The sequence below is a fragment of the Cumulibacter manganitolerans genome (genome assembly GCF_009602465.1).
Lineage (GTDB): Bacteria > Actinomycetota > Actinomycetes > Mycobacteriales > Antricoccaceae > Cumulibacter > Cumulibacter manganitolerans.
The window spans coordinates 1-22,765 of record NZ_WBKP01000007.1; the positions used below are offsets into that span (position 1 = coordinate 1).

General features: G+C 70.3%; 26 protein-coding genes. 14 read left to right on the top strand and 12 right to left on the bottom strand.

Features of this window, described 5'->3' with window-relative positions; all coding sequences use genetic code 11:
* Positions 1-266, top strand: a 266-nt coding sequence (locus F8A92_RS18885) for a hypothetical protein (RefSeq protein WP_228389177.1), incomplete at its 5' end; no start/stop codon positions are given.
* Positions 267-374: 108 nt separating this feature from the next.
* Here the strand turns inward: F8A92_RS18885 and coaA are convergent.
* Complete coding sequence (gene coaA / locus F8A92_RS04020; RefSeq protein WP_153503589.1) at positions 375-1,379, bottom strand: type I pantothenate kinase; 1,005 nt, start codon at positions 1,377-1,379, stop codon at positions 375-377.
* Between the two features lie 151 nt (positions 1,380-1,530).
* Between coaA and F8A92_RS04025 the strand changes: the two genes are divergently transcribed.
* Together F8A92_RS04025 and F8A92_RS04030 are read left to right on the top strand one after the other, a co-directional pair.
* A complete protein-coding gene (locus F8A92_RS04025) occupies positions 1,531-2,244 on the top strand; it encodes an ion channel (RefSeq protein ID WP_228389178.1) in 714 nt (237 codons plus the stop codon).
* Positions 2,241-3,635: a mycothione reductase gene (locus tag F8A92_RS04030; RefSeq protein ID WP_153503590.1), complete on the top strand. Its 1,395-nt coding sequence runs from the start codon at positions 2,241-2,243 to the stop codon at positions 3,633-3,635. The genes F8A92_RS04025 and F8A92_RS04030 overlap by 4 nt, the downstream gene beginning before the upstream one ends.
* Before the next feature lies 1 nt (position 3,636).
* Here F8A92_RS04030 and epsC read toward each other — a convergent pair whose 3' ends face one another.
* Entirely contained in the window at positions 3,637-4,236 is a 600-nt protein-coding gene (gene epsC / locus F8A92_RS04035; RefSeq protein ID WP_153503592.1) for a serine O-acetyltransferase EpsC, read from the bottom strand.
* A gap of 4 nt (positions 4,237-4,240) precedes the next feature.
* Positions 4,241-5,170, bottom strand: coding sequence for a cysteine synthase A (gene cysK / locus F8A92_RS04040; RefSeq protein WP_153503594.1), 930 nt, complete (start codon positions 5,168-5,170; stop codon positions 4,241-4,243).
* Between the two features lie 172 nt (positions 5,171-5,342).
* Between cysK and F8A92_RS04045 the strand changes: the two genes are divergently transcribed.
* Entirely contained in the window at positions 5,343-6,071 is a 729-nt protein-coding gene (locus tag F8A92_RS04045) for a M50 family metallopeptidase (RefSeq protein WP_194291349.1), read from the top strand.
* 3 nt (positions 6,072-6,074) lie between these two features.
* On the opposite strand, the gene F8A92_RS04050 is transcribed toward F8A92_RS04045, so the two are convergent.
* The 3 genes from F8A92_RS04050 to F8A92_RS04060 are packed head-to-tail and all read right to left on the bottom strand — an operon-like array spanning position 6,075 to position 9,127.
* Positions 6,075-6,455 (bottom strand): DnaJ family domain-containing protein, encoded by a 381-nt coding sequence (locus tag F8A92_RS04050; RefSeq protein WP_153503597.1) that lies wholly within the window; start codon positions 6,453-6,455, stop codon positions 6,075-6,077.
* A gap of 43 nt (positions 6,456-6,498) precedes the next feature.
* Entirely contained in the window at positions 6,499-8,004 is a 1,506-nt protein-coding gene (gene amaB / locus F8A92_RS04055; RefSeq protein WP_153503599.1) for an L-piperidine-6-carboxylate dehydrogenase, read from the bottom strand.
* Between the two features lie 10 nt (positions 8,005-8,014).
* The gene (locus tag F8A92_RS04060) at positions 8,015-9,127 is read right to left on the bottom strand and encodes a saccharopine dehydrogenase family protein (RefSeq protein WP_228389179.1); all 1,113 of its coding nucleotides are present in this window, start codon (positions 9,125-9,127) and stop codon (positions 8,015-8,017) included.
* A gap of 79 nt (positions 9,128-9,206) precedes the next feature.
* On the opposite strand from F8A92_RS04060, the gene F8A92_RS04065 reads away from it, so the two are divergent.
* The 3 genes from F8A92_RS04065 to F8A92_RS04075 are packed head-to-tail and all read left to right on the top strand — an operon-like array spanning position 9,207 to position 11,687.
* Positions 9,207-10,124, top strand: coding sequence for a LysR family transcriptional regulator (locus F8A92_RS04065; protein WP_153503601.1), 918 nt, complete (start codon positions 9,207-9,209; stop codon positions 10,122-10,124).
* Between the two features lie 31 nt (positions 10,125-10,155).
* Positions 10,156-10,659: an SRPBCC family protein gene (locus F8A92_RS04070; protein ID WP_153503603.1), complete on the top strand. Its 504-nt coding sequence runs from the start codon at positions 10,156-10,158 to the stop codon at positions 10,657-10,659.
* Between the two features lie 2 nt (positions 10,660-10,661).
* A complete protein-coding gene (locus F8A92_RS04075; RefSeq protein WP_228389180.1) occupies positions 10,662-11,687 on the top strand; it encodes an LLM class flavin-dependent oxidoreductase in 1,026 nt (341 codons plus the stop codon).
* Here F8A92_RS04075 and F8A92_RS04080 read toward each other — a convergent pair.
* A complete protein-coding gene (locus tag F8A92_RS04080; RefSeq protein WP_228389181.1) occupies positions 11,684-12,115 on the bottom strand; it encodes a rhodanese-like domain-containing protein in 432 nt (143 codons plus the stop codon). The two genes, F8A92_RS04075 and F8A92_RS04080, sit on opposite strands and share 4 nt — an antisense overlap.
* Before the next feature lie 106 nt (positions 12,116-12,221).
* On the opposite strand from F8A92_RS04080, the gene F8A92_RS04085 reads away from it, so the two are divergent.
* Complete coding sequence (locus tag F8A92_RS04085) at positions 12,222-14,069, top strand: AMP-dependent synthetase/ligase (protein ID WP_228389182.1); 1,848 nt, start codon at positions 12,222-12,224, stop codon at positions 14,067-14,069.
* A gap of 82 nt (positions 14,070-14,151) precedes the next feature.
* Here F8A92_RS04085 and F8A92_RS04090 read toward each other — a convergent pair whose 3' ends face one another.
* Positions 14,152-14,694, bottom strand: coding sequence for a universal stress protein (locus F8A92_RS04090; RefSeq protein WP_153503605.1), 543 nt, complete (start codon positions 14,692-14,694; stop codon positions 14,152-14,154).
* A gap of 17 nt (positions 14,695-14,711) precedes the next feature.
* Entirely contained in the window at positions 14,712-16,268 is a 1,557-nt protein-coding gene (locus F8A92_RS04095) for an MFS transporter (RefSeq protein ID WP_228389183.1), read from the bottom strand.
* A 201-nt stretch (positions 16,269-16,469) separates the two neighbouring features.
* Between F8A92_RS04095 and F8A92_RS04100 the strand changes: the two genes are divergently transcribed.
* From F8A92_RS04100 to F8A92_RS04115, 4 genes are all read left to right on the top strand, one after another.
* Positions 16,470-16,871 (top strand): VOC family protein, encoded by a 402-nt coding sequence (locus F8A92_RS04100; RefSeq protein WP_228389184.1) that lies wholly within the window; start codon positions 16,470-16,472, stop codon positions 16,869-16,871.
* Positions 16,868-17,332 carry an SRPBCC family protein gene (locus F8A92_RS04105; RefSeq protein WP_153503608.1) on the top strand — a complete coding sequence of 155 codons (465 nt, stop codon included), beginning with the start codon at positions 16,868-16,870 and terminating at the stop codon, positions 17,330-17,332. Before F8A92_RS04100 ends, F8A92_RS04105 begins: the two co-directional genes overlap by 4 nt.
* Before the next feature lie 126 nt (positions 17,333-17,458).
* On the top strand, positions 17,459-18,319 hold the full coding sequence (locus tag F8A92_RS04110; RefSeq protein WP_153503610.1) for a trypsin-like serine protease: 861 nt from the start codon (positions 17,459-17,461) through the stop codon (positions 18,317-18,319).
* Positions 18,316-19,161 (top strand): D-hexose-6-phosphate mutarotase, encoded by an 846-nt coding sequence (locus F8A92_RS04115; RefSeq protein ID WP_194291350.1) that lies wholly within the window; start codon positions 18,316-18,318, stop codon positions 19,159-19,161. The genes F8A92_RS04110 and F8A92_RS04115 overlap by 4 nt, the downstream gene beginning before the upstream one ends.
* On the opposite strand, the gene F8A92_RS04120 is transcribed toward F8A92_RS04115, so the two are convergent.
* The 3 genes from F8A92_RS04120 to F8A92_RS04130 form a co-directional block, all read right to left on the bottom strand.
* On the bottom strand, positions 19,158-19,796 hold the full coding sequence (locus F8A92_RS04120) for a 3-oxoacid CoA-transferase subunit B (RefSeq protein WP_194291351.1): 639 nt from the start codon (positions 19,794-19,796) through the stop codon (positions 19,158-19,160). The two genes, F8A92_RS04115 and F8A92_RS04120, sit on opposite strands and share 4 nt — an antisense overlap.
* Entirely contained in the window at positions 19,793-20,464 is a 672-nt protein-coding gene (locus tag F8A92_RS04125) for a 3-oxoacid CoA-transferase subunit A (RefSeq protein ID WP_153503614.1), read from the bottom strand. Before F8A92_RS04125 ends, F8A92_RS04120 begins: the two co-directional genes overlap by 4 nt.
* Before the next feature lie 83 nt (positions 20,465-20,547).
* Entirely contained in the window at positions 20,548-21,540 is a 993-nt protein-coding gene (locus F8A92_RS04130; protein ID WP_228389185.1) for a cation diffusion facilitator family transporter, read from the bottom strand.
* A 96-nt stretch (positions 21,541-21,636) separates the two neighbouring features.
* Between F8A92_RS04130 and F8A92_RS04135 the strand changes: the two genes are divergently transcribed.
* Both F8A92_RS04135 and F8A92_RS04140 read left to right on the top strand, forming a co-directional pair.
* Positions 21,637-22,452, top strand: a complete 816-nt coding sequence (locus F8A92_RS04135; protein WP_153503616.1) for a transglutaminase domain-containing protein — start codon at positions 21,637-21,639, stop codon at positions 22,450-22,452.
* A gap of 2 nt (positions 22,453-22,454) precedes the next feature.
* A complete protein-coding gene (locus F8A92_RS04140) occupies positions 22,455-22,763 on the top strand; it encodes a DUF1330 domain-containing protein (protein ID WP_153503618.1) in 309 nt (102 codons plus the stop codon).
* The last annotated feature ends 2 nt before the right edge of the window (positions 22,764-22,765 follow it).

A 22,765-nucleotide genomic window follows, 5' to 3' on the forward strand; every position in this document is an offset into this window, starting at 1 on the left:
CTCCGGCTCGCTCGACGACCAAAGAAAAACGGCCCGCTCGACGACCAAAGAAAAACGGCCCGCTCGACGACCAAGAAGAGAGTCGCTCGACGACCGTGCGGACCGGGGACATTGTCGGCTCCCGGCGTCTCGACGTCGCCTCCGCTAGCGCTCCGGCTCGCTCGACGACCAAAGAAAAACGGCCCGCTCGACGACCAAAGAAAAACGGCCCGCTCGACGACCAAGAAAACCGGCCCGCTCAAGGTGCCTACCTGTGCAGCGTCTGACGTGCGGAACCCGGCACCTAGGCCCAGGCCGCCACGTCGCTCGGCCAGGGGTTCGCTGGGCGACGGTGAGGGATCGCCTGGTAGCGGCGCGGCTCGCCGGGGCGCGGGTCAGATGCGGCGGAGGCGGATGCGCTCGACCTGATGGTCCTCGCCCTTGGTGAGAATCAGCCGGGCGCGGGCCCGGGTCGGGAGGATGTTCTCGATGAGGTTCGGCCCGTTGATCGAGTCCCAGATCCCCGACGCGGTCTGCACGGCCGCCGACTCGGTGAGCTTGGTGAAGTGCTTGAAGAACGAGTTCGGGTCGGTGAACGCGGTCTCGCGCAGCGCCATGAACCGCTCGATGTACCACTTCTTGATGATCGCTTCCTTGGCGTCGACGTACACCGAGAAGTCGAAGAAGTCGGACAGGAAGATCGGCGGCACCTTGCCGGCGCGCGTCATGCCGTGCTGCAGGACGTTCAGTCCCTCGATGATGAGGATGTCGGGGCTGGAGACCACCTGCTTCTGGTCCGGGATGACGTCGTACACGAGGTGCGAGTACAGCGGCGCCGCGACCTCGGCGCGCCCGGCCTTGACCTCTCCGACGAACTGCAGCAGGGCGCGCCGGTCGTAGGACTCGGGGAAGCCCTTGCGATCGAGCAGGCCACGCTCCTCGAGGACGGCGTTGGGGTAGAGGAAGCCGTCGGTCGTCACGAGGTCGACCTTGGGCGTGCCGGGCCAGCGCTGCAGCAGGGTCTGCAGCAGGCGGGCGGTCGTGGACTTGCCGACCGCGACCGACCCGGAGACGGCCAGGATGAACGGGACCTTGCGGGACGTCGAGCGCAGGAACTCACGCTGCGCGTCCCACATCTGCTGCGTGCCGGTGGTGTACAGGTTCAGCAACCGCGACAGCGGCAGGTAGACCGTCTGGACCTCCTCGAGGTCGATCCGCTCACCCAGGCCCCGGATCTGCTCCAGCTCCTCGGCGCTCAGCGGCAGGGGAGTGCTCTCGGCGAGCTCCTCCCACTCCTCGCGGTCGAACTCCAGGAAGAGATGGGGGGAGTTACCGCTCCCGCGCTGTCGTCCTGCGGCACTGCGTCGACGTTCGGGGGCTGCCGCGTGCGAGTCGGTCATTGCACAATCTTCCGACGCCGTTCACCAGGTTGTCTGCTAGTTGCGGCAATTTTCACACGCTGCGCACGGGGCGTCCTCCGCGTGCCGGTACGTTGGGTCTGACCCCAGCGAGGACCGCAGACGGCCTCCAGCGACTGCGTGAAGGAGACGTGTGAGCACCAGCGCCCGGTACGCCTCGCTGCGCACCTTCTTCCGCCGTCACCCGTCGGCGATCCTGCTCGTCGCGCAGCTGCTCGGCCTGCTCATCTACCCGGCCATGGAGGGCACCACGGGCGGCCGCGCCGCCTACGAGGTGTTCGGCATCGTCGTGCTGTGCCTGGCGATCGTCACGGTGCGCCAGACCCGGGTGCCGGTCGCGTTGACCATCGTCAACGGCGTCGCGGCGGCCGGCTTCTCGATCGCCGGCGCACTCACGAACGAGACGTGGCTGGTGGTGATGTCGTCGTCCAGCCACGCGCTGTTCTACTTCATCGCCGGCGTGGCGCTCGTGGACTACATGCTGCGCGACTTCGAGGTGACGCGCGACGAGCTGATCGCCGTCGCGGCCACCTTCACGCTGTTCGCCTGGGCGTTCGCGTACCTGTTCCAGCTGGTCCAGGCACTCAGCCCCGGATCGTTCACCGCGGCGGTGGACCCGGAGGGGCCACGCAGCTGGATCGAGCTGCTGTTCCTGTCGTTCACCAACCTCTCGAGCACCGGCCTCAGCGACGTCGTGCCGGTCCGCGGCTTCGCGCGCGGCGTGACGATGATCGAACAGCTCGCCGGACTGGTGTATCTCGCCGTCCTCACCTCGTACCTCGTCGGCCTCACCATGCGTCGGGCCGCGGCGACAGCCGACCGTAAAGCCAAGGAGACCAACGAATGAGCACCCGCCACTTCGACCTCGTGATCATCGGAACCGGATCGGGCAATTCGATCATCGGCCCCGAGCACGATCACCTCGATATCGCGATCATCGAGAAGGGCAAGTTCGGCGGCACGTGCCTCAATGTCGGGTGCATCCCGACGAAGATGTTCGTCTACCCGGCGGACGTCGTCTCGTCCGCGACGCATGCCGACCGGCTCGGGGTGCACTTCGATCGGCCGGCGGTCGACTGGCCGGCGATCCGCGACCGGGTCTTCGGACGCATCGACCAGATCCCGCCCGCCGGCGAGGCGTACCGGGAGAGCCTGCCGAACGTGACGGTCTACAAGGGCGCGTGCCGGTTCGTGGACAAGAAGACGATCGACACCGGGACCGGTGAGACGATCACGGCGGACCAGATCGTCGTCGCGGCAGGGGGCCGGCCTCGGCTGCTCGAGGTGCCCGGCCTCGACCACGCCGACCCGGCCCGCGGGGTGCACACCAGCGACACGGTGATGCGGCTGGACGAGCTGCCGCCGCGGATGATCATCCTCGGCGCCGGCTTCATCGCCGCCGAGTTCGCGCACGTGTTCTCGTCCTTCGGTGTCGACGTGCGCTGGCTGCACCGATCGGAGCTGGCGCTGCGCGACGAGGACGAGAGCGTCTCGCGCGCGTTCACCGACCTCTGGGTCGAGCGCGGCCTGCTGCACCTGAACACGCCCGTCATGGACGCGTCGTACGAGGACGGCGTCTGGACACTCACCTCCGGAGGACCGGACGGACCGCACGCGCACCAGGCCGAGGTCGTGCTCATCGCGGTCGGCCGCGAGCCGAACACCGACCTGCTGGACGTCGCCGCGGGCGGCCTCGAGGTCCACGACGACGGGCGGCTCGTCGTCGACGAGTACGGCCGCACGAACGTCGACGGGGTGTGGGCCCTCGGCGACATCAGCAGCGAATGGCAGCTCAAGCACGTCGCCAACCACGAGGCGCGGGTGCTCGCGCACAACGTGCTGCACGCCGACGACCCGCAGGCGTTCGACCACCGCTTCGTGCCGTCGGCGGTCTTCGGCTCGCCGCAGGTCGCGGCGTTCGGCAAGACGGAGCAGGAGCTGCGGGCCGCCGGCGCCGACTACCTGGTCAAGGTCCAGCGCTACGGCGACATCGCGTACGGCTGGGCGATGGAGGACACCGTCGGCTTCTGCAAGGTCCTGGCGGACGCCGAGTCGCGGACCATCCTCGGCGCGCACATCATGGGCTACCAGGCCGCCGCGGTGATCCAGCCGCTGATCCAGGCTGCGTCGTTCGGGCAGACCGCTGATGCGGTGGCCCGCGGGCAGTACTGGATCCACCCCGCGGTCAGCGAGATCGTCGAGAACGCCCTGCTCGGCCTGGAACGGCCGGCCGGCTGACTCAGATGTGGTACATGAGCGCGTGATCGGTGGTCGCCGGCGTACTGACCCGAGCGGGGATGCCGGTGGCCACCGAGTCCGGCGGTACGTCCTTGACCACGACCGCGTTGGCGCCGACCTGGCTGCGGGCACCGACGGTCACCGGACCGAGGATCTTCGCGCCGGTGCCGACCAGCACGCCGTCCTCGAGCGTCGGGTGCCGCTTGACGCGGTCGAGGGTCTTGCCGCCGAGGTTGACCCCGTTGTACAGCATGACGTCGTTGCCGATCTCCGATGTCTCACCGATCACGACTCCCATGCCGTGGTCGATGAAGAACCGGCGCCCGATGCGCGCTCCGGGGTGGATCTCCACGCCGGTGGCCGACCGCGTCAGGTACGCGAGGATCCGCGGGATCAGCCGAGGAGCGCCGCTGTACCAGAGGCGGTGGATCAGGCGATGCATCCAGATGGCGTGCAGCCCCGGATACGTCAGCGTCATGGTGAGCGTCGAGCCGGAGGCCGGATCCAGCTCCTTCGCGGTGCGGATGTCCTCGCGGTATCGCGCGAGAAGACCGACGCGTTCGGGGGTGTAGTTCAGGTCCGTCTCCGGCTCAACGCTCATTCGGCTAGTCCAGCAGATCCTTGTAGAGGTCGGTCGAGAGGTAGCGCTCGCCGAACGACGGGATGATGACGACGATCTTCTTGCCGGCGTTCTCGGGACGCGCGGCGACCTGGGCGGCCGCGTAGAGCGCGGCCCCGGACGAGATGCCCACGAGCAGGCCCTCCTGCTGGGCGGCCTTGCGGGCCCAGTCCATCGCCGTGTCGGCGTCGACGTCGACGACCTCGTCGTAGATGTCGCGATCGAGGTTCTCCGGGATGAAGTTGGCGCCCAGGCCCTGGATGCGGTGCGGCCCCGGCGCGCCGCCGGTCAGGATCGCCGACTCGGCGGGCTCGACCGCGACGACCTTGATCTCCGGGTTCTGCTCCTTGAGGTACTTGCCCGCGCCCGAGATGGTGCCGCCGGTGCCGATGCCGCTGACCAGGATGTCGACCTTCCCGTCGGTGTCCTCCCAGATCTCCGGACCGGTGGTCGCGTAGTGGATCTGCGGGTTCGCCGGGTTGGCGAACTGCCGGGCCTCGACCGCGCCACGCTCCTTGGCGATCTCGGCGGCCTTGTCGACGGCGCCCTTCATGCCGGCCTTCGGGTCGGTCAGCACGAGCTCCGCGCCGTACGCCCGCAGCAGCGCGCGGCGCTCCTTCGACATCGACTCCGGCATCGTCAGGATGACCTTGTAGCCACGGGCGGCGCCGACCATCGCCAGCGCGATCCCGGTGTTGCCGGAGGTGCCCTCGACGATGGCGCCGCCGGGCTTGAGCTCGCCGGACTGCTCGGCGGCGTCGATGATCGCCACGCCGATGCGATCCTTGACCGAGGACGCGGGGTTGTAGAACTCGAGCTTGCCGAGCACCTGCGCCTGAGCAGGGTCGATGATGCGGTTGATCTGGACCAGCGGGGTGCGCCCCACCAGGTCGGAGACGTTCTCGTACACGTTCATGTGAGCTCCGGTTTCGGTTCGTCAGACGAGTCTGCGGGCATCAGCATTAGGTCAAATTTTCAACCACGACTCTAGCCTAGTGCGGCGACCGGTGTCGCGCCCGCGTGGTTTGATGTGCGGGTCTGCAGAGAGGACTCCCGTACATGACGACGCGCGACGCCGGCTCCGCCTGATGAGTGGTGCTGACATCGCCGGGTTCGTCGGTGAGCGCTTCTTCGCCACGGGAGACCTCACCCGACCGACCCTAGCCGCCTGCGTGGCGGTGGCGGCGCTCGCCGTCGGCCTGGACCCCGTCTGGCGGCGGCTGCGCTACCTGGTGACCACCGTCCACGAGCTGGGGCACGTCGTGGTGGGCTGGTTCGTCGGCCGGTCCATCCAGTCGGTGCACCTGAACCACGACACGTCCGGGCTGACCGTCACCCGCGGGCGACCGACCGGGCCCGGCATCTTCTTCCTGTACGTGGCCGGCTACCCGGCTCCGGCCGTCTCGGGATTCGTCATCCTGTACGCGGTGATCTACCGGCACGCCGGCTGGGCGATGGCCGTGCTGCTCGCGCTGCTGCTGGTGTGCCTGGCGCTGGTGCGCAACGCGTTCGGCGCGGTGGTCGTGGTGGCCCAGCTGCTGCTGTTCGGGGGCATTTGGGTGTGGAACCAGGCGACCGTGCTCGCCGGCACGCTCACGCTCGCCGGATCGGTGCTCGCGCTCGGCGGCGTCCGCGCCGGCATCGATCTCGTCTCGTCGCAGCGGCGGCGCCGCAGCGCGACCTCCGACGCGGCCATCCTCGGGCGCCAGACGCATCTCGGCGCGACGGTCTGGGCGTACGGCTTCCTCGCGCTGTCGCTGGTGCTCGTCGCGCTGTCGGCGGCGCTGCTCTACGTGCAGTCCGCGTCGCTGTCCTGATCGTCAGCCGCGGCCGCGCCGTGCGGCGTCCCAGCGGGCCACCACCCGGTCGGCGTCGTACGGCATCAGGCCGAGCGGGGGTCCGGACGGCGGCTTGCGGATCGCGTCGGTGATCCGCTCGTTCAGCGCGCGCAACGCGCGGCGGACGTCGTCCTCGTCCTCCATTTCGTCGATGGCGGCGAGGGTCAGCTCGGCCTCCTTGCGCAGCTGAAGGGACGGCGGGAGGTACGACAGGCCCTCGCGCTTCATGAGCTTGCGGACCCACCAGAACTCGGAGTCGTCGGACAGGTCCAGCGGCTTGCCCTTGCTGGGCAGATCGTCGAACGCGCCCGCGGCCTCCGCCTCGGCGATCTGCTTGTCGATCCAGCTCTGGTAGCCCGGCATTCTCCGATCGTAGGTCGCCGCGTCCCCGTCGGCGAGCGGTCGATCAGCCGAACTCCACGCCTTGGGCCAGCGGAAGGTCCCGCGAGTAGTTCACGGTGTTGGTCGCCCGCCGCATGTAGGCCTTCCACGCGTCCGAGCCGCTCTCGCGACCGCCGCCGGTGTCCTTCTCGCCGCCGAACGCGCCGCCGATCTCGGCGCCCGACGGGCCGATGTTCACGTTCGCGATGCCGCAGTCCGAGCCGGCCGCCGAGGTGAAGATCTCCGCCTCGCGCAGGTCCGTGGTGAACACCGACGACGAGAGACCCTGCGGCACGTCGTTGTGCAGCGCGAGCGCCTCGGCGAAATCGTCGTACTCGAGCACGTAGAGGATCGGGGCGAAGGTCTCCTGCTGCACGACGGCCGTCTGGCCGGGCATCCGGACGATCGTCGGCTGCACGTAGTAGGCGTCGGGGTGCTCGGCCTGCAGAACGCGTTGGCCGCCGGCCACCACCTGGCCGCCCTGCTCGCGCGCGGCGTCGAGCGCGGCGACGAACCCGTCGTACGCGCGCCGGTTGATCAGCGGGCCGACGAGCGTTCCCTCGTCCAGCGGCGAGCCGATGGGCAGCGTGCCGTAGGCAGTGGCGAGCCGGTCGGTCAGGTCCGCGGCGATGCTGCGGTGCACGATGATCCGGCGCAGCGTCGTGCAGCGCTGCCCGGCCGTACCCGCCGCGCTGAACACGATGCCGCGCACGGCGAGGTCGAGGTCCGCCGACGGCGCGAGGATGGCGGCGTTGTTGCCGCCGAGCTCCAGCAGATACCGGCCGAACCGGGCCGCCACGCGCGGCGCGACCTCGCGTCCCATCCGCGTCGAGCCGGTCGCGCTGATCAGCGCGACGTCGGGGTGATCGACCAGTGCCGTTCCGACGTCCCGCCCGCCGAGCAGCAGGGCGATGAGGCCCTCCGGTGCGCCCGCCGTACGCGCGGCCTGGGTCGCGATCGCGTGCGTGGCCATCGCGGTGAGGACCGCGTTCTCGCTCGGCTTCCACACCACCGGGTTGCCGCACACCAGCGCCAGCGCGGCGTTCCATGACCAGACGGCGACGGGGAAGTTGAACGCCGAGATCACCCCCACGACGCCGAGCGGGTGCCACTGCTCCATCATCCGGTGGCCGGGGCGCTCCGAGGCGATGGTCAGGCCGCAGAGCTGGCGCGACAGCCCGACGGCGAGGTCGCAGATGTCGATCATCTCCTGGACCTCGCCGAGCCCCTCGGAGCGGATCTTGCCCGCCTCGATCGACACCAGTTCGCCGAGCGCGTCCTGGTGCTCCCGCAGCAGCCGGCCGAGCTCGTAGACCAGCCGTCCGCGGACGGGGGCCGGGGTGTCGCGCCACGCCGCGAAGGCGTGGTGCGCGGCCTGGACGCGGGCGCCGACCGAGTCGGCGTCGTCGTGGTCCACGCGGCCGATCGTCTCTCCGGTGATCGGCGAGCGCACCTGCTGCGCGCCGGCGTGCGGCGGGGGAGCGCCGATCCGGGTGAACAGGTCGGTGACGCGGGCGCCGAGGTCGGTCATGGCGTCCTCCTCAGGGCGTCTGCAGGCCGGCGAAGAGCGCGCCGGTCCGGGTGGTCAGGAAGGTGGCGAAGTCGATCTGCTCCTGGGCGACGAACCCGCTGCGCGGGAGCTCGCCGCCGTTCACCATCTCCAGGACGGCGACCGCGGACGCCGCCGTCGTCCACGAGATGGCGCGCCAGGTGCGCCCGTCGATCTCACGCGGCTCGTAGGCGCGCACGTACTCCTTGCGGAACGGCTGGCCCGGCGCGTCCGGAGCATCGTCGCGCAGCCGGCCGCCCACCGCGGCGTGCAGGTAGACGACATCCGAGTCGACCGGTGGCTTCGCCGCGACGAGCAGCTCGCCGGCGAGGTCACGACGGTCGCGCATGCCGAGCTCGTCGAAGAAGAACCGCATCTGCTTGAAGTGCCCGGGGTAGCGCAGCGTCTTGTAGTCCAGCCGCTGGACGACGCCCTCGTAGGTCTCGCACATCGTGCCGAGGCCGCCGGACGTCAGGGCCGCTTCGAACACGTGGCCGCCGATGACCACCCGTTCCAGCTCGGTCATCGCCGGCACCAGCTTGCGGACGCCGCCGCGCACCACCTCGCAGTCGTTGAGGTACTCGTTGACGACGCCCTCCGGCGACCAGTTGAACGCGTAGCCGAGCAGACCCACCGGGTTCTGGGGCAGCGCGCCGACCTTCAGCTCGATGCTGCGGACGTCGGCGAACTGCCGGGTGAGCGAGGCGCCGATGATCCCGATCAGCCCGGGGGCGAGGCCGCACTGCGGCGCGAGCACGGTGTCGGCGCCTGCGGCGGCCAGCTCGCGCACCCGAGTCGTCGTGGCGACGTCCTCGGTGAGGTCGAAGTAGTGCACTCCGGCGCGGTGCGCGGCCTCGGCGACGCGCGTGTTGAGGTGGAACGGCAGGCAGGAGACCACCGCGTCGGCCCGGCGCATCGCGTGGGCGACCGCGTCACCGTCGCGCACGTCGACCACCGCTGTCGCGAACGGGAGGCTCAGGGCAGACCGATCCGCGGCGTCGAGCCCGCAGACCTCGAATCCCGAGGTGCTGAGCAGCCGCGCGACCAGCTCGCCGACCTTGCCGAGGCCCATCACGGTCACCGTGTCGATCACTGCTTCACCCACTCCGTCCTGTTAAGCACTCCTTAATGGGAGATCGCATCGCCTTAAGTCGGTTGGATCCAGTGTGGCATAGCATCGCCGAATGACGAAGAACTGGGAACGCGGCGTCGCCCTCGACGTCACCCGGCTGCGAGTCCTCGGTGCCGTCCTGGACTGCGGCTCCCTCACCGCGGCCGCGCGGGCGCTGGGCGTGACGCCGTCCGCCGTGTCGCAGCAGCTCGCCGCGCTCGAGCGTGAGGTCGGCACCGACGTGGTCGAGCGCACGAGCACCGGCATCGTCCCGACGGCCGCGGGGGAGACCCTGGCCGGCCGCGCGCGGCAGATCCTCGACCTGCTCGAGGAGACCCGCGCCGAGCTCTCCACGGCGCCCGGGGGCGCGTCGGGCCGCGTCGCGGTGTCCGCCGTCGCGAGCGCCGCCGCCACGTTCGTCTCCGCCGCCGTACGACGGCTCGCCGACGATCATCCGCACCTGCGGGTCTCGGTCCAGACCGGTGAGCCGGTCGACAGCCTCGCCGCGGTGGCGGCCGGCCGGGTGGAGGTCGCGGTGGTCGACGAGTACGACCACGTCCCGCTGGCGCTGCCGGAGGATCTGCAGGCGACCGAGCTGTGCGCGGACCGGCTCGTCGCCGTCGGGGCAGCCGGCCGCTTCGGGGACCGCCCGGTGCGGCTGGCGGCGCTGCGCGAGGAACGGTGGGTGATGCCGCCGGTGACCGCCGCGTGCGGCCAGGCGGTCCGCACCGCGTGCCGGTCGGCGGGCTTCGAGCCGGACGTGCGCTGGGAGTCCGACGACATGCTCGCGCTGGAGCTGGCCGTGGCGGACGGCCACGGGATCGCCGTCCTGCCGCGGCTCGCCGTTCGCGAGGTGAGCGGCCGCATCGGGACGGCCGCGCTGCAGCGACCGGCATTGCGCCGGCGGTTGCTGGTGGTCGTCCGGCGCAGCGCCGCCGCCCGCCCGTCGGTCCGCGCGGTGCTCGGGTCGCTCGCCGCACACGCGCGATAAGGTGACGCCGAACCGGTCGAGGAGGCTCACCATGAAGTTGTCCGACGCGCCCACGACGCAGGCCCAGGTGGAGATCGCGGCGCCGGCCGAGCGGGTCTGGGAGATCATCGCCGACATCCAGACGCCGTCGTTGAGCAGTCCCGAGTTCTCCGGCGCCGACTGGCTCGACGGCGCCACCGAGCCGGCGGTGGGCGCCCGGTTCGCCGGTCGCAACCAGCACGACGCCATCGGCCACTGGGAGACGGTCTCGCAGTTCACCGTCGTCGACCGGCCGCGGGAGCTGGTGTACGCCGTCACGGACGTCGACAACCCGGGAGCGGTCTGGACCTACCGGATCGAGCCCGCCGGAGCCGGGTCGGTCACCCTCACCCAGATCGCGCAGATCGGTCCGGGGCGCAATGGGCTCAGCATCGCCATCGAGCGCTGGCCCGAGAAGGAGGACCGGATCGTCGAGCGCCGCCTGCAAGAGCATCAGGCGAGCATCCGGGCGAACCTCGAGAAGATCAAAGAGCTCGCCGAGAGTGCGGGGGAGTAGGAGTGCGCATCGGCGTCAACGTCCAGCCGCACACCGAGGACGGTGCCCGCGTCGCCGTCGAGGCCGACGCGATGGGCGTCGACTCGCTGTGGGCTCCGGAGGCGTGGGGCTACGACTGCCTGACGCCGCTTGCGTATCTCGCGGGACGGACCAAGCACGCTCGGCTCATCACCGGCATCGCCCAGCTGGGCGCCCGCACGCCGGCGATGCTCGCTATGTCCGCGATGTCGCTGCAGGCGCTCAGCAACGGGCGCTTCGTCCTCGGCCTCGGCGTCAGCGGCCCGCAGGTCATCGAGGGGTGGCACGGCGTCCCGTTCGCGAAGCCCGTCGGCCGCACCCGCGAGACCATCGACATCGTGCGGATGATCCTGCGCGGTGAGCGGGCGGCGTACGACGGGACGACGTACCGGCTGCCGCTGCCCGGCGGGGAAGGCAAGAGCATCCGCTCGATGGCGCCCACCCCCGTCGACGTCCCGATCTGGCTCGCCGCGCTCGGCCCGGCCAACCTGCGGCTGACCGGCGAGCTCGCCGACGGGTGGATCGGCAACTCGTTCATGCCCGGCACCGCGGGGGACGCGCTCGTGGCGCCCATCGCCGAGGGCGCCCGGGCGGCCGGCCGCGACCTCGCCGACGTCGAGCTCACCGTCGCGGTCAGCCTCGAGCTGTGCGAGGAGTCGGAGGTCGACGACCTCGCCCGCAAGCACGCGGGCGGCTACGCCTTCACCTTCGGCGCGATGGGCAGCGCCAAGACGAACTTCTACAGCGCGGCGTTCGCGCGCCAGGGATTCGGGCCGCAGATCGAGGAGGTCCACCGGCTGTGGACGTCAGGAGACCGGGCGGCCGCGGCCGCCGCCGTGCCCGCCGAGATCGGCCTGGGCACCAACCTGGTCGGCACCCCCGAGATGATCTCCGCGCAGCTCGCGGCGTACGCCGCCGCCGGGGTCTCGACCCTGCGGGTGAGCCTGACCGGCGACGGGCCGGACACGCAGCTCGCCGCGCTCGAGCAGCTCCTCGCGCTCGCGGCCTAGCCGCGCCGGGCCGGCTTCTGGTACGGCACGACCGGGTGGCCGGCCGACTTCCAGGCGGAGAAGCCGCCCTCGAAGTGCGTCACGCCCGGAACCCCCATCTCGGCGAGCGCCGCCGCCGACAACGACGAGCGCCACGCGGACCCGCAGAACAGGATCAGCCGCCGGCCGGTGTCGAGGGCCGGCTTGTAGTACGGCGACTCGGGGTCCACCCAGAACTCCAGCATCCCGCGGGGCGCGTGGAACGCGCCCGGTATGGTGCCCTCGCGCTCGAGCTCGCGCGGGTCGCGGATGTCGACGAACAGCACGCCCGGGTCGTCCAGGCACGCGGCGGCGTCCTCGAGCGGCATCGTGTCGATCTTGCGCCGCGCCTCGGCGATCATCGCCTGCGAGTTCTTCGGCAGCGGGGCGCCCGGCTCGCGTTCTGTCACGGTGTCCTCCTCGGACTAGAATCGACGTCGACTCTAGTCCGCAGCGTGATCTGGTTCACCGACCCGGTTAGGATCACCGCACCGAAGCCCCGACGCTGGAGACACCGTGCCTGTGACCCTTTCGACCTCATCGCCCGAGACCGATCCGCACATCGAGTGGTCGCTCATCGAGGGACGCGCGGCGTCTGTCGCGCAGCTGTTCCGGGACCGGGTCGCGGCGACTCCCGACGCCGAGGCCTACCGCTACGAGCGGGACGGCGAGTGGCTGTCGCTGACCTGGCGTGAGGTCGCCGAGCTCGCGTACACGTGGGCGGCCGGTCTCGTCGCGCTCGGCGTCGAGCCCCAGGACCGGGTCGCGATCGCGAGTGGCACCCGCTGGGAGTGGGCGGTGGCCGACCTCGCCGTGATGTGCTCGGCGGCCGCGACGACGACGGTCTACCCGACGACGATCGCCGGGGACGTCGCCTACATCATCGCCGACTCGGGCTGCAAGGTCGTCTTCGCCGAGGACGACGGGCAGATCGCCAAGCTGCGGGAGCGGCGCGCCGAGCTGCCCGACGTGGTGAAGGTGGTGACCTTCGACGGCACCCCGGACGGCGACTGGGTCATCTCCACCGACGACCTCGCAGCCCTCGGGCGCGAGCGGCGCGCCGCCGAGCCGGATCTGATCGACCGGCGCATCGACGGGCTCGCCAAGGACGACCTCGCCACGATCATCTACACCTCGGGTACCACGGGCCGCCCGAAGGGCGTCCGTCTGCCGCACTCCGCGTGGACCTACACCGGGGCGACGGTGATCGCGTCCAGGCTGGTGAGCGACGACGATCTGCAGTACCTGTGGCTGCCGCTCGCGCACGTCTTCGGCAAGGTGCTGCTGACCATCCCGATCGCCTCCGGCACGCCGACCGCGATCGACGGGCGGATCGACAAGATCATCGACAACCTCGCGGTGGTACGACCGACCTTCATGGGCGCCGCCCCGCGCATCTTCGAGAAGGCCTACTCCAAGATCGTCCAGGTCGCCGAGAGCGAGGGCGGCCCGAAGGCCAGGATCTTCCGGTGGGCCACCGCCGTCGGCATCGAGGCCGACGCCGCCCGCCAGGCCGGCAAGGAGCCCACCGGGCTGAAGTACAAGCTCGCCGACAAGCTCGTGCTCAGCAAGATCCGCGACCGCTTCGGCGGCCGGATCCGGTTCATGATCTCCGGCTCGGCGCCGCTGAACCTCGAGATCGCCAAGTGGTTCGGCGGCGTGGGACTGCAGATCCTCGAGGGGTACGGCCTCACGGAGACCAGCGCGACGGCCACGCTGAACCTGCCCGGGGACGTCGTGTACGGCAGCGTCGGCCGGCCGACGGCCGGCACGACGGTCAAGATCGCCGAGGACGGCGAGGTGCTGGTGAAGGGCCCGCAGGTGATGACCGGGTACCACAACAAGCCGGACGCGACGGGGGAGGCGCTCGAGGGCGACGGCTGGTTCCACACCGGCGACATCGGCCGGCTGAGCTCGACCGGTCACCTGTACATCACCGACCGCAAGAAGGAGCTGTTCAAGACCTCCGGCGGCAAGTACATCGCCCCGTCGCAGATCGAGTCGCGATTCAAGGGCATCTGCCCGCTGGTCAGCCAGTTCATGGTGGCCGGCGCGGCCCGCAACTTCGCCAGCGCGCTGGTGACCCTCGACGCGGACGCGATCGCCGAATGGGCCAGGCAGAACGGCCTGGAGGGCACGTCGTACGGCGAGCTCACCCGGCACCCGAAGGTGCGCGAGGCCATCCAGGGCTACATCGACGAGCTCAACGCCGGGCTCAACCGCTGGGAGACGATCAAGAAGTTCGTCATCCTCGACCGCGACCTCAGTGTCGAGCAGGGCGACCTGACCCCGAGCCTGAAGCTCAAGCGCAGCGTCGTGGCCAATAAGTACCGCGCGCAGATCGACTCGCTGTACGAAGGCTGAGCGGGGTTGCGCGGTGAAAGCGGGGAAGATTCCCCGCTTTCACCGGCAAAGCCCGCTTTCGGTGGCGCCGGCGCCGGCTCCCTCAGCGCGAGCCGGGCAGCGCGCCCGGCCGACCGCTGCGTCCGGCCGCCGTGATGGCGGCCTGCGCGGCCCGCCGTCCGGCGCGCCGTCCGCGCGACAGCCCGGGGGTCAGCGGCGGCATGACGACGACCGGGCACCGGGCGTGGTCCAGCAGCCGCGCCGACACGCGGTGGCTCGACTTCGTGGCATCGCGCGGGCTGCCCAGCACCAGGAGCCGGGCCCCTTCGGTGGCCGCCGCCAGCGTGGCCACCGCCGGTCCGCTCAGCACGACCGTGGTGACGGCGTGCCCGTCGCCGAGCGCCGCCTGCACGAAGTAGTCCAGCCGGTCCTGCAGCAGGTCCTCCGGCTCGCTGTCGGTGGTCGCCACCACCGGCGGCCGATGGGCCGACCCGGACGCCGGGATGCGCGGGTTGTTGTGTGCGATCACCGCCACCAGCGGCAGGTCGAACCGCGCCGCGTAGTCGGCGGCCCACGTCAGGGCGCTCGGGGATCCCGATCGCCGGCTGACTCCGACGACGACCGCTCCCTCGGGAATCTCGGTCATGGGAATGATCCTTTCCGCTAGCTGCCTGCGCCGCGGCCGGTCGGCTCGGGGTCGGGCAGGTCCGGGGTGATCCCGCCGCCGTCCCCGCCGACCTTGACCGCCGACATCGGCTCGGCGACATCCTCCAACGACTTCTGCTCGGCGTCCACGCCGATGAACCAGGCGACCAGGCCACCGACGATCATCAACCCGGCACCGATGATGTAGCCCCACGTCAGCGGCCCGTTCGGCGGCGCGTGGCCGAGCTTCTGCAGCGCCTCCGGATCGCCGATGAGCTTGCCGAAGATGAACGGCGCGAGGACACCGCCCGCGCCCTGGCTGATGGCGAAGAAGTACGAGATCGCCTGCCCGCGCAGCTCCAGCGGGAAGATCTCCGAGACCGTGAGGTACGCCGAGGAGGCGCCCGCCGACGCGAAGAAGAAGATGATGCACCAGAGCACGGTCTGGGTCACCGCCGACAACGCGCCGGCCTTGAACAGGAACGCGGTGATCAGCAGCAGCACGCCCGAGCCGCCGTACGTCAGCAGGATCATCCGGCGCCGCCCCCACGTGTCGAACAGGTGGCCCAGCAGCAGCGGTCCCAGCAGGTTGCCGATCGCGAACGGGAAGAAGTACCAGGGGATCTGGTCCGACGGGATGCCGTAGAAGGCCTTCAGGACCAGCGCGTAGGTGAAGAAGATCGCGTTGTACAGGAACGCCTGGGTGACCATCATCGTGAAGCCGAGGATCGACCGGTGCGGATATCGCTTGAAGAAGATCCGGGTCATCTGCCCGAACGTCATCGGCGGCGTCTCCTTGAGCAGGATCGCCTTCGAGTCCGGCACCGGCGTCAACGCGCCGCCCTCGGCCTCGACGCGCTTCTCGATCTCCTCGGTGGTGCGCTCGGCCTCCTCGGCGCGGCCGTGCATGAGCAGCCACCGCGGGCTCTCGGGGATCACCCGGCGCAGGAAGATGATGACGAGGCCCAGGACCGGGCCGATGAAGAACCCGATGCGCCAGCCCCAGTCCAGCGGGACCAGCTCGGTGTCGTAGATGAACAGCCCCATGACGTTGCCGATGATCGCGCCGGCCCAGTAGGTGCCGTTTACGGCGATGTCGACGCGGCCGCGGAAGCGAGCCGGGATCAGCTCGTCGATGGCAGAGTTGATCGCGGTGTACTCGCCGCCGATCCCGAGCCCGGCGACGAACCGGCAGATCGCCAGGGACCAGAAGTCCCACGAGAACCCGCCGAGCCCCGAGCCGATCAGGTAGATCGCCAACGTGAGGATGAACAGCTTCTTGCGGCCGACCTTGTCGGTGCGGCGCCCGAAGTACAGCGCGCCCACGACCTCGCCGAGCAGGTAGATCGATCCGAGGGCGCCGATCTCGCCGGCGGTCAGCTGCATGGTGCCGTGCGCGTCGGTCAGCGGACCACTGTTGAGCGAGACGATCTGGATCTCCAGCCCGTCCAGGATCCAGGACACGCCGAGGCCGACGACGACGAGCCAGTGGAAGCGCGTCCAGGGGAGCCGGTCCATGCGCGCCGGGATGGTTGATTTCTTCACTACCGGCTCAGGTATGCCGGCATCCGTCATGGCTGTCACCCTCGGCACTTCCTCTCGGATCGCTGGTCTGCGCACCCCCTCGGGCCATCCGGAGTGTTGCGGACCGCGACTATGGCTCGCAACACGTTCCGGGATTTTCCGGAAACTTTTTCGCCGCCGGGTTCGTTCCGGATCGTCCGCGGCCGTCGGCGTCCGCTGGGTAGGGTGGGACTCGACCGAACCGGAGGAAGCGTGCCACGGATCAGCTTCAGCAGCATCTTCGTCAGTGACCAGCGACGCGCCAAGGCGTTCTATACGACCATCCTGGGCTTCCAGCTTGCGGTGGATCGCCCGGCCGGCGACGACCGGTGGCTCGCTGTGGTCAGTGACGACGACCCCAGCGGTACCCAGCTGCTGCTCGAGCCCGCGGACGCCGCCACCGGACGGTCGCGCCAGAACGCGCTGTTCCGTCAGGGGATCCCGGCGACCTCGTTCGAGGTCGACGACATCGATTACGAGTACGAGCGGCTGGTCGCCGAGGGCGTGACGTTCCAGAGCCCGCCCACCGACTCAGGTGGGGTGCGCAGCTGCATCCTCGACGACACGTGCGGTAACTGGATCAGGCTGACCGAACCGATCGAGGAGGACCAGTGACGAACGAGGACAAGAAGATCGAGGTCGAGCGGGTCATCGACCAGCCCGCAGACGTGCTGTTCGAGGTGCTGTCCAATCCGCAGCGGCATCCCGAGATCGACGGCTCGGGCATGGTCCGTGCGGACGAGAAGACCGACCGCATCCAGGAGGTCGGCCAGGTGTTCCGGATGAACATGCACAACGACGTGCTGGGCGACTACCAGACCGACAACGTCGTTACCGGCTACGAGCACAACAAGCTGCTGGCCTGGAAGACCGGTATGGCCGACAAGGAGCCTGCGGGCTGGCAGTGGGTATGGGAGCTCGAGCCGGAGGGGCCCGGGTCGACCATCGTACGGCACACGTACGACTGGAGCGGGGTCACCGACAAGGGGGTTCTGCAGCGCATCCCGTTCCCGCTGATCTCGCAGGACGCGATGCAGGAGAGCCTGTCCCGCCTCGCCGCGGCCGCCGGCAGCTAGGCAACGGAACCATAACGATCGACCCCGCCGACGGCGGGGTCGATCGTCGTTCGGGGGCGCGTTTCTGACAGATTGCTCTCAGCATCGCCGAACGCCTGACCTGCAGGCCTGCCCCCGAGGAGCACGATGAAGAAGTTCACCCGGTCCGTGGTCGGCGTCCTCGCCGCCGCGGCGACCGCCTTGCTGACCCCCGCGCCGGCGTCCGCGATCACCGGTGGCACCGCCGACGGTGACGCGCATCCCAGCGTCGGGATGATCGTGTTCTACGAGAACGGCGGACGGTACCGCTGCTCCGCGACGCTGGTGTCGCCGACCGTCCTGCTGACCGCGGCGCACTGCACCGCCGGCACGGCCGGGAAGACGGCCGTCACCTTCGACTCGGTGATCGCCGAGGCGCCGCCGTCCGGGCTGCCGGTCGCCGACGACCCGGCCGCCGGCTACACGTCGACGGAGATCACCCACGGCGGCTATCTCGCCGGGACGTCGCACGCTCACCCGGACTACTCCGACTTCACCGACATGCAGAACTGGAACGACGTCGGCGTGGTCCAGCTCGACGAGCCGGTGCAGGGCATCACCCCGTCCCCGATCGCGCCGCCGGACTACCTCGAGCAGTTCCAGCAGCCCACGCTGAACAAGACGCTGTTCACGATCGTCGGCTACGGCACCGAGGTGCGCAAGCCGGACGCCGGCCCGCAGAAGCCCACCCCGATGAGCTACCCGCTGCTGCGGCGGGTCGCCGAGGCGCCCGGGCAGAAGCTCACCCCGCAGATCCTGCAGGTCAACGGCAACCCGAACGACACCAAGGGCACCGGCGGCTCGTGCTTCGGAGACTCCGGCGGTCCGACGTTCCACAGTGGGTACGTGGTGACCGTGACGTCGTACGGGTACACCGACAACTGCCGCTACCTCGACGGCCTGCAGCGCGTCGACATCGCGAGCGTGCAGGACTGGCTGGCGACCTACGAGGTCCGTCCCGCGTCGTGAGCGTCGTAGAGGTCCACGAGGCGCAGCTCCTGGAGGGCCGCTATGCGGTGAGCCCGCACGGCGCGCAGGTGACGTCGTGGTGGAGCGCGCGGTACGGGGACCTGCTGTACCTGTCCTCGGCCGCGCGCTTCGAGGCCGGCAAGGCGATCCGCGGCGGCATCCCGATCTGCTTCCCGTGGTTCGCCGGCGGTCCGTCCGGCGACCGGGCGCCCGCGCACGGCTTCGCGCGGCTGGCGCGCTGGCGGGAGATCACGTGGGACGTCGACGAGCAGCGCAGCCGGCTGCGCGCCGGCTACCTGCTCGACCCCTCGGCTGCCGGCCGCGCCGCGCCGGGGAGCGACAGCCCCTTCGTGCTGCGGTACGACCTGGAGCTGACGCCGCGCTCGGGCCGGTTCACCCTCCGGATCGAGAACCGCTCCGCGGCGCCGGCCGGCTGCGAGGCGGCCCTGCACACGTATCTGCGGGTGGGCGACGCGACCTCCGTCGCCCTCCACGGACTGGACGGCGCGACGTACGCCGACAAGACCGCCGGTGGGACGCGACGGTCGCAACGCGGACCGCTCACGCTCGGCCCGGAGGTCGACCGCGTCTACGACTGCGCCGGGGACGTCACGCTCCAGGACCCGGCGCTCGCCCGGTCGTTGCTGGTCCGCGCGGGCGGCGCTTCGCAAACGGTCGTGTGGAACCCGGGTGAGACCAAGGCCGCTGCGCTGGCGGACGTCGGGGCGGGGGAGTGGCGATCGTTCGTGTGCGTCGAGGCCGCCGCGGTGGGCGAGGACGCGATCCGGCTGGGCGCGGGACAGTCGCACGAGCTGGCCCAGGAGATCGTGCCCGGCGCCTAGAGGTGCAGGGTCGCCTCGGTCGACGCGACCAGCTGCTCGGTGCTCACGCCGGGGCCGAGCTCGACGAGGTGCAGGCCGTCGTCCTCCACCTGCAGGACGGCGAGGTCGGTGTACAGCCGGTCGACGCAGCGGGTCGCGGTGAGCGGGTAGCGGCAGTCGCGGACCACCTTGGAGCGACCGTCCTTCGTCGTGTGGGTCATCATCACGAACACCCGCTTGGCGCCGATCGCGAGGTCCATGGCACCGCCCACGGCCGGTGCCAGGGTGGGCTCACCGGTCGACCAGTTGGCCAGGTCCCCGCGCTCGGAGACCTCGAAGCCGCCGAGCACGCAGATGTCGAGGTGGCCGCCGCGCATGATCATGAACGAGTCGGTGTGATGGAAGATCGCGCCGCCGCGCAGCAGCGTGACCGGCTGCTTGCCGGCGTTGATCAGCTCGGGGTCGAACTGCTCCGGCGTCGGGGTCGGCCCCATGCCGAGGATCCCGTTCTCGCTGTGCAGCAGGATCTCCTTGTCGGCCGGCAGCGCGTCCCCGACCATGGTCGGCATCCCGATGCCGAGGTTCACGTACGAGCCGTCGGGGATGTCCTGCGCGACCCGGGCCGCCATCTGCGCACGGGTGAATCCGACGCTCATGCGCGCTCTCCGATCTGTACGACCCGGTCGACGAAGATGCCGGGCGTGACGATGTGCTCAGGGTCGAGCTCACCGAGCTCGGCAAACGACCGCACCTGCACGATGGTCGTGTCGGCGGCCGCGGCCATGGTGGGGCCGAAGTTGCGCGCCGCCAGGTGGTAGACGAGGTTGCCCCAGCGGTCGGCCGTCTCGGCGTGCACGAGGGCGATGTCGGCCGGCAGCGGGTCCTCCAGGACGTGCAGCCGGCCGTTGATCATCCGGGTCTCCTTGCCCTTGGCCAGCTCGGTGTCCGCGCCGGTGGGCGTGAAGAAGCCGCCGAGGCCGGCCGCCGCGGCGCGCATCCGCTCGGTGAGGGTGCCCTGCGGAACCAGCTCCAACTCCACCGAGCCCTCCTCCCAGCGCTGCTTGAACCAGTGCGAGCCGACGGAGCGGGGGTAGGAGCAGATGAGCCGGGCGACGCGGCCCTCCCGCAGCAGGGCGGCGACGTCGCTCTCACCGGCACCGCCGTTGTTGGTGATGATGGTGAGGTCGCGGACGCCCAGGTCCAGCATCGCGTGCGTGAGCTCGACGGGGACACCGGAGTCGCCGAACCCGCTGATCATCACGGCCATGCCGTCGGTGATGCCGGCTACGGCGTCCTCGAGGGACGGCACGCGCTTGTCGATCATTCTGCTCCCAGGGGTGTGTAGACCGTTGCTCATGCTAACGAACGCACCCGGTGCCGGCGAGCACGGGATGCGCCACGGTGCGGCTAGGCCTCCGGGATCGGCCGCGGCTCCTGATGACGCGACGCGCCGTGAATGGCGACCTTCCTGCTGAGCTCGATCTCCGCAGGAAAGTCGCCGTAGGCGCGTGGGTCCTCGATCGGCTCGAGGTGGCAGGTCACCTCCACGCCGTCGAACTCGCGGGCCACGGCCGTCTCGATCTCCTCGACGAGATCGTGCCCGCGCCACACCGTCCAGGCGCCCGGCACCAGCACGTGCATCTCGGCGTACCGCTGGTGGCCGGCCATCCGAGAACGCAGCGCGTGGATGTCGACCTCGTCGGTGCGAAAGGCCCGCACGATCGTCGCCAGCCGCTGGTTCTCCTCCTTCGACCAGGAGACGTCCATCAGGCCCTCGGTCGACTCGAACACCAGGCGGTAACCGGCCACCAGGATGTTCAGGCCCACCGCGATCGCGATCGCCGGGTCGAGCCACGGCAGACCGGTCAGCCCCACGAGCAGCACGCCGAGCACGACGCCGGCCGACGTCCACACGTCGGTCATCAGGTGCTTGCCGTCGGCGTGCAGCGTGTGCGACGTGTAGCGCCGGGCCGCGCGCAGCAGCACCACCGCGACGGCGCCGTTGATCAGCGACGCGACGACCGACACGGCAAGGCCGAAGCCGATGTTCTCGATCGCGCGGGGCGTGATGAGCCGTTCGATGCCCGTATAGATGATGAACGCCGCCGCGAGGAAGATCATGATCCCCTCGATCCACGCCGAGAAGTACTCGGCCTTGCTGTGGCCGAAGTTGTGGTTCTTGTCGGCCGGCTTGGCGGCGATGTGCAGCACGAACAGGGCGACGACCGCCGCGACGAGGTTCACGATCGACTCGGCGGCGTCCGACAGCAGGCCGACCGAGCCGGTGAGCAGGTAGGCACCGAACTTCAGCACGATCGTGGCGAGCGCCGCAGCGATCGACAGCCAGGCGAAACGAGTCAGGTTCCGGGGCGCGCGGGCGTGGGGGTTGGTCGTCGGCACGGCTCGATTATCGCCGATCGGCGCGCGCGACGCAGCGGGAGTGTGATTCGCGCGGTCCGGCTGCGCGCAGCGCCCGAACCCAATAGGGTCGTCCGCATGCGTATCAGAGTCGGCTTCGACATCCACCTCGGCGTGTGGGCGCCGACCCGCGTCATCCACATGCTGCGGGTGCACCCGTCCCGGCGCCAGGACATCGTCGGGGAGGAGACGATCACCGTCACCGGTGGACTGCCGCCGGCGCAGTACGTCGACTCGTTCGGCAACCTGTGCGGCTATGTCGACGTGATGGAGCCCGTCGACGCGGTGAAGCTGACCGGCGAGGCGATCGTGGAGTGCTCGGACGAGCCGGACCCGGTCGACCTCGGCGCGCAGCAGCACGCGGTCACCGCCCTGCCGCACGAGGTGCACCAGTTCCTGCTGCCGAGCCGGTACTGCGACTTCGACAGCGACCTCATGCAGGTCGCGTGGGACACCTTCGGCAAGGTCCCCGAGGGCTGGGAGCGGGTGCAGGCGATCAGCGACTTCACGCACGAGCGCATCACCTTCGACTACCAGAAGGCGCGCGCCAACCGCACTGCGCTGGACGGCTACCGCGAGCAGGTCGGGGTGTGCCGCGACTTCGCGCACCTGTTCGTCGCGCTCTGCCGCGCGATGAACCTCCCCGCCCGCTACGTGACCGGCTACCTCGGCGAGCACGGCGTGCCCGCGAGTGGGGACCCCGGCGACTTCTCGGCCTGGTCGGAGGTCTACCTCGGCGGCAAGTGGCACACCTTCGACGCCCGGCACAACGCCCGGCGCATCGGACGGGTCGTCATCGCGCGGGGCCGGGACGCGGCCGACGTCCCGATCACCATGTGCTTCGGCCCCAACGTCCTCAAGAAGTTCCACGTCGTCTCCGAAGAGGTGGATTAGCCATGCCCAACGGTTACTGGATCGCGCGCGTCGACGTCAGCGACGAGAGCAAGTACCAGCAGTACGTCGCCGCGAACGCGGCCGCCTTCGCGAAGTACGGCGCGCGCTTCCTGGTCCGCGGCGGCGACCACGACACGGTCGAGGGGACCGGCCGCGCCCGCAACGTGGTCATCGAGTTCCCGTCGTACGAGCAGGCGTTGGAGTGCTACCACTCGCCGGAGTACCAGTACGCGAAGTCGTTGCGCGCCGGTGCCGGCGACGCGGACATCACCGTCGTCTCCGGCTACGACGGGCCGCAGCCGACGGCCTAGCG